This window comes from Streptosporangium sp. NPDC051022, from assembly GCF_040683035.1.
GTDB lineage: Bacteria > Actinomycetota > Actinomycetes > Streptosporangiales > Streptosporangiaceae > Streptosporangium.
In genome coordinates this window covers 415,800-422,113 of the sequence record NZ_JBFBCF010000002.1, presented here as the reverse complement: position 1 = coordinate 422,113, position 6,314 = coordinate 415,800, and the positions used below count along the sequence as shown (strand labels likewise).

Below are 6,314 nucleotides of genomic sequence, written 5' to 3'. Positions count from 1 at the left end.
AAGTGGCGAACCCGCGAAAGACAGGAGCAGGGAAATGCGGCACCGCATCATCGTCCTCTCACCGCCCGGCCGCGCGGCGGTTCCACCGGACCACGACGGGTGGGCGGCGGTTCCACCGGACCACGACGGGTGGGCGCCGCACCGAGTGCCCACCCGGCCGGATCCGCGACGATCACGAAGACTCTCCTCGGCTCCGGAAACCCGCCGGCGACCGGATCGCCCGATCGTTTCCGGCGATTTCCAGGAATCCCCCCACCTGCCGCCGCCGTTTCCGGCCGGTCCGGCGTGAATATCTTCCAGCCGATCCGGCGAAAACAAGGCGGATCCCGTTCGGGGAACGTCGCCGCGACGCCGTCGAAACCGCGTCCGACGGCACCACAATCGGCACGAACTCCCGTCACGAATTCCGGACGGGGCCGGATCCCCACCGTGAACGCGAACATCGCCGAACGTCGGTGAAACAGGCGAAACACCGGCCTGGCGCCCCTTTTTCTCAAGCTTCCGACTCCCCTTTTTCTTGGGCTTCCGGCTCCCCTTCCGGCCCGGCCTCGCCGGTCTCCACCCGCCCCCCGCCGTTCTCGCACGCCGCCCGGCCGGGATCACGGCGATGACCGTGAACCACCCGCGCAGACGGGCACCGGCTCTCACGTCACGACATTGGCACGTCCCGATCCACACGTTCGCGACCTGCGACGACAGTGATTTCGATCCCCGCCGACGCCTAGCCCACGGTGCCGTCCCGAACGACCCCGCCCTCTCTCCGCCGTCCACGGAGCAGCCGCCCGCGGGACCACCACCCTCGGGCCGCCGCCCGCGAACACCCACGTCCTCACCAACGGCCGAACAAATGAACCAAGAGACCGGCACCCGAATTCATCCTGGACGCCAGGAGGCTCCCGGAGGCCGCAATTAAAACGCCCTTCACGATTCCCTTTCCGACACAACGAACGCACCGCCTCTTTGCTGATGTCTTTGGGCGACTTTTACACCCTCCATGCCGACACGGGGAAATGGAACGGATATAGCAAAGCGCCGGGTCGGCGACCGTACATCGGTCCGGCTTCGCGAATAGAGCCCGACGGGCGCGGGTACGGTGCGTTTGTCTCTTACAAAAGGTGTGCGTACCACCCAACCTGAAAGGGAGTCATATGACGACGACCGCGGAGCGCACCGCACCCACCGAGGCGCCCGAGCGTGAGAGCGAAGAGCGGGCCTTCGAGGCGATCTTGCTCACCGCACTCGCGGCCCGCCGCGAGCACGGAGGCGGGGGCGTCATCGAACATCCGCTCCTGCTCGCCGCGCTCGCCCGTCGCCGTGAAGAGGGCGGCGAGAGCATCATCAACCACCCGCTGCTCCTCGCCATGCTCATGCGCCGCCGCGAGGAGAGCGGCGAGAGCATCATCAACCACCCGCTCCTGCTCGCCGCCCTCGCACGCCGCCGCGAGGAGAGCGAGGAGAGCATCATCGACCACCCGCTGCTCCTCGCCGCGCTCGCCCGTCGCCGTGAAGGCCGTGAAGAGGGCGGCGAGAGCATCATCAACCACCCGCTCCTGCTCGCCGCCCTCGTAAGCCGCCGTAAGCAGCGTGGCGGGGGGATCTTCGAGCACCCGCTCCTGCTCGCCATGCTCATGCGCCGCCGCGAGGAGAGCGGCGAGAACATCGTCGAGCACCCGCTCCTGTTCGCCGCGCTCGCGGGCCGGTAACGGCAGGTCACCGTACCTCAGGCAAGGACGCCGTCCCCCGGCCGCCGCTGTAACCGGCGGCCGGGGGACGGTCCACACCAACCGTAGAGGAGCAACTCATGGCGTCGGAGGAAGCCGGCAAGCCAGCCGGACACGAGCCGGTGGAATCGGTGATCGACGACCTCATCCGCGACATACTCAGTGAGGCCGGCCAGTCCACGAAGTCCCGCACACGCGGCGCGGACCCCATCGCGAACCTGATCGAAACGGCTCTCAAATCGGCGTCACGTGCGACACCGATGGCACCGACGATCGAAAAGATCCTGGTCACGCAACTTCTCGCGTCCGCCCTGGCCGACGCTCTCGCACCCGCGCTGGCCGAAACCTTGGCCCCCGAGATCATGAAGGCTCTGGAGCAGCAGCACACCACCGCCGACCGAGCGACCGGCAACGGGGTGGTCACGGCGACCAGAGCGGCCCAGCCCAGGGGCGGCAGAAGAAAGAGCTGAGACATCGGTCGCGGCGGCTCCGGCACACGTGCGCGGAGCGCGCCGCCACACCGAAGGCACGGCGTAGCCTCCGAAGACCTACGCCACAGGCCACCCGGTCAGCCAGAAGGCCACTGCCCCCTGGGGAGAAGGGCCTCCTGGCTGATCCCCACACCCGACGACCGCACCGGCCCTCTCATGGCGGCGGCGGGCCGGTCACGGGGTCGTTTCCTCAGTCCCCGGCCCGTTCCACGGGGATCCACAGCTCGGCGTCCGCCTCCGTGCCGTCCGGCGACAGCCGCGTGCTGGAGATCTCGGGGCCCGGCCTGCTCCGGTACGGGTTGGAGGGGAACCACTGAGTGAACACGTCCCGCCACAGATACTGGAGCGTCTGCGGAAACGGGCCGGAGCTCTCGAAGACCGCCCACGTTCCCGCCGGGACGGTGAGGACGTCCATGCCCTCGGGCACGTCCGCGCCGGTCACCACACCGTAGTAGTAGTCCAGTTCGGTGCCCTCCGCACGGCTCGCGTCGATGTGGTCGGCCACGTTGACGATCCCCTGCGGCTCCTGGTCGGAGAGTTCGTTCAGACTCCGCGTGGTCTCCTTGTCCATGCTCCGGAGGAACTCGACGATCGCCGGGTTCATCCCCTCGTGGACGAGGGGGACCCGTGTCTTCCTGCCCACCAGCCGGAACTCGTCCTTCTTCACGATCCGATATCGCATACCGCTGCTCCCTTCGATGACGAGGCGGAAGGACAGCCGCTGCTGGGAGTACAGGGCCGCACCGGTCCGCCTGGCCTCGCCGGGGCTGATGCCGTGCACGGCGCGGAACGCACGCGCGAACGCCTCGCCCGAGCCGTAGCCGTAACGCACCGCGATGTCGAGCAGTGTCTCCTCCCCGTCGAGCACCCGGGCGCCGGCGACGGTGAGCCGCCTGCGACGGATGTACTCGGACAGCGAGACGCCCGCCAGCGCGGAGAACAGCCGCCGGAAGTGGTACTCCGACGTGACGGCGATCCGCGCGAGCTCGGCCACCTCGATCTGCTGGTCGAGGTGGCACTCGATGTACTCCATGGCCTGATTCAGCCGTTCCAGCATTTCCGGCCGTCCTTCCCTTTCCGTCACTCACGCTAGGTGGCGCCCACCTCGCCGGACCCGACATTCCGTGCCCCGTACGGTCGGGTACGACGGTCACCGCCCGTCCTCGCGCGAGCGGGAACGGCGCGTCAGGGAACCGCGGCGACGGCGGTGATCTCGACGAGCTGGCCCGTGTATCCCAGGCAGGAGACCCCCAGCAGGGTGGAGGTGTGCGGGCCGGCGGCCAGTCCGGAACGGCGGACGACGTCCCACACCCGGCCGAGGTCCTCGGGGGTGTCCGCGACGACGTACACGGTACTGGACAACACCTGGTCCAGATCGCTGCCGGCCGCCTCCAGCGCGGTCCGCAGGTTGGCGAGGACCTGCCGGGTCTGGGCCGCGAGATCACCGGCCCCGACAAGGGTGCCGTCCGCGTCGAGGGGAACGGCTCCGGCCGTGAACACCAGGCGCCGCCCCGCTTCGACCACGACCGCGTGCGCGTAGTCCGGCGGCGGGAACAGCTCCGCGACGGTCATCCGATGGATCATCACATTCCTCCTCGCTGAGTCGACCTCACTGAGTCGACGCAGCGATGATCCCCGTACCCGGCCCGGCGTGTCATCCGGGTTTTCCCGGTACGGCGAACGCCGGAACGGTCACCTCACGCCGAGTGGTGTTCCTGTCAGGAGCCGTCATCGCCGGTAAAAGCCGGGCCGAGCGGACGGGAAAACCGTCGGCGAACGTTTCAGCGAGGGCCGACATGACCGTTCACGTGCTCCGGGAATGCCCTCCCTTCGGGAGCGGCGACGAACCCGGACCGCCCGGATATCCGACACAGGCCGCCGACCTGCGATTTCTTCCTCGCCCGAGGGTCACGGAACGCTCTCCGGCGGCTCTCGCCCCGCCGCGCACGGCGCCGGGGCGAGCCATGCGGGGCCGGCTGCACTTCCATTCGGTGAATATCTAACAACACACCGAAGTGTCACCATTTAAATTTATTTGAATTGTCATGCCGGACAACGGCAACCACCTCGATGACCATCGGAAATAGCCATCGTCAACCCGTTGTGATAAAAATTACATTTTATCTGATTTGTGTGTTTGGAATGTGACCATTGCCGATGAATCGCCCCTCGGAGGGCGTATCCGTACCGATCGGAGTTCATCGGAATGCAGCTCAGGCGAAGCCTCTCCCTGACCACCGCGTGGATCCTCGTCGCGGTCGGTCTGGTCGCCTCACCCCCAACGGCATCGGCCGCCGCGCCACCGGACGGCGGTCGCCGTGTCGTGTCCGACGTCTTCCCCGGCGCCCGGCTCGGTGAGCGCGTCGGCCCGGCGGCCCTCACGCCGAGCCCGGACAAGGCGCGGGTCAGCCCGCAGCTGGTGGCCTGTGACGGCGACGGCACCAGCGGCAAGCGCGTCGAGGTCCTGTACGTGCGCGAAGCGACCATGCCGGACCGCTACTCGCAGTTCCTGCCCATGTTCCGGGCCTGGCTGGCCGACGCCGACGACCAGTTCAACGACGCCGCCGCCACCTCCAACCGCAGCCGGCACATCCGGTTCGTCACCACGGCGGTGACCGGTGGCTGCGCCCCCGTCGTGCGCAACGTGGTGGTCCCGGCCGGTTCGCTGGTCGACTTCGACACCAGCATCAACGCTCTGAAGACCCTCGGCTACACGAGCACCGACCGGCACTACCTCATGCTCACCGAGTCCACGGTGATCTGCGGCGTGTCCGAGATCAAGAACGACGACCTGACGACCGGGTCCGGCAACCTCAACAACGGGCTCGCCTTCTCCCGGGTGGACGCCAGCCCCAACTGCTTCGGCGCGAACGCCATCGCCCACGAGCTGGGGCACAGCTTCGGCGCCGCGCAGCTCAGCGCGGCCCACTCGGACGGCTCCTGGCACTGCCTCGACCAGTGGGACCTCATGTGCTACGGCGGCACGCCCACCTGGAGCTGCCTGCAGTGGAACGACTACCGGCTGCCCGACTGCAACCGGGACGACTACTACAACGCCGCCCCCACCGCCGGGAGCTACCTGGCCACACACTGGAACGTCGCCAACAGCGCCTACCTCATCGCGGGCAGTACGGCCGACAGCGACCCGCATCCCAAGGTCGGTAATACCTACGTCATAACGAACTCCTCCACCGGAGGCGCGCTGGAGCCCGTCGGCGCCTCCACCGGAACGCTGGTCGAGCTGAGCCAGCGCACCCGCGTCGACACCCCCAGCCAGAAGTGGCTGATGGGCTACAACACCGGCCTGCAGTTCATCAACGTCGGCAGCCGCCTGTGCGCCGACAGCGCCTACAGCGGCACCACGCCCGGCACCACGCTCCTGCAGTACTACTGCAACGGCCAGGACGGCATGCGCTTCGCCTACCTCCAGACCGGCACGAACACCTACGCGATCTTCGACTGGCTGTCCGGGCTGGCGCTGACCGCGAGCGGCACCTACCCCTCGGCCGTCACCCAGCAGACCTACACCGGCGCGACCAACCAGCAGTGGGTGTTCAACCAGGTCACGGACGCCTCGCCGGTCAACAACAGCGTCTACTACCTGCAGGGGCTCAACAGCCACGACAACGCCGAGCCCGCGGGCGCCTCGACCGCGTCCGGCGCGCTGATCACGCACAACGCCCCGTCCGGCGCCACCAGCCAGCGCTGGCAGCTGCAGGCCAGCGGGTCATACTGGAAGCTGGTGAACGTCAACAGCTCCAAGTGCCTGGACCTCGTCTCGGCGAGCACGTCCACCGGCATCCAGATCAGGCAGGCGACCTGCGCCAGCGGGACCCGTCAGGAATGGACCCTCCAGAAGGTCGCGGACGGGACCTTCTACCTGGTCAACCGCTACAGCGGCAAGGTGCTCACCACACCGGCCGGTAGCGGGACCACCCTTGACCAGCAGACGATCACCGGCAACAACGACTCCGGCGCGGGCGTCGTCGCCGGAAACGAGATCTGGTACCTGAACGCGGTCTGACCCCTACCTCTTGGATCGTGTCCGATCCGTGCGGGCCGCCCGGCTCCCCGGGCCCCGGATCCGCACCGAGATCCGCAC

General features: G+C 68.1%; 5 protein-coding genes. 3 read left to right on the top strand and 2 right to left on the bottom strand.

Annotation, left to right across the window (positions count from 1 at the left end):
- The first annotated feature begins 1,148 nt into the window (after positions 1-1,148).
- Positions 1,149-1,703 carry a hypothetical protein gene (locus AB0N02_RS05905; protein WP_363943164.1) on the top strand — a complete coding sequence of 185 codons (555 nt, stop codon included), beginning with the start codon at positions 1,149-1,151 and terminating at the stop codon, positions 1,701-1,703.
- A gap of 98 nt (positions 1,704-1,801) precedes the next feature.
- On the top strand, positions 1,802-2,191 hold the full coding sequence (locus tag AB0N02_RS05900; protein ID WP_363943163.1) for a hypothetical protein: 390 nt from the start codon (positions 1,802-1,804) through the stop codon (positions 2,189-2,191).
- A gap of 211 nt (positions 2,192-2,402) precedes the next feature.
- On the opposite strand, the gene AB0N02_RS05895 is transcribed toward AB0N02_RS05900, so the two are convergent.
- Together AB0N02_RS05895 and AB0N02_RS05890 are read right to left on the bottom strand one after the other, a co-directional pair.
- Positions 2,403-3,269 (bottom strand): AraC family transcriptional regulator, encoded by an 867-nt coding sequence (locus AB0N02_RS05895; RefSeq protein WP_363943162.1) that lies wholly within the window; start codon positions 3,267-3,269, stop codon positions 2,403-2,405.
- Between the two features lie 128 nt (positions 3,270-3,397).
- Positions 3,398-3,796, bottom strand: coding sequence for a RidA family protein (locus AB0N02_RS05890; protein WP_363943161.1), 399 nt, complete (start codon positions 3,794-3,796; stop codon positions 3,398-3,400).
- 622 nt (positions 3,797-4,418) lie between these two features.
- On the opposite strand from AB0N02_RS05890, the gene AB0N02_RS05885 reads away from it, so the two are divergent.
- Complete coding sequence (locus AB0N02_RS05885; RefSeq protein WP_363943159.1) at positions 4,419-6,236, top strand: RICIN domain-containing protein; 1,818 nt, start codon at positions 4,419-4,421, stop codon at positions 6,234-6,236.
- Positions 6,237-6,314: the final 78 nt, after the last annotated feature.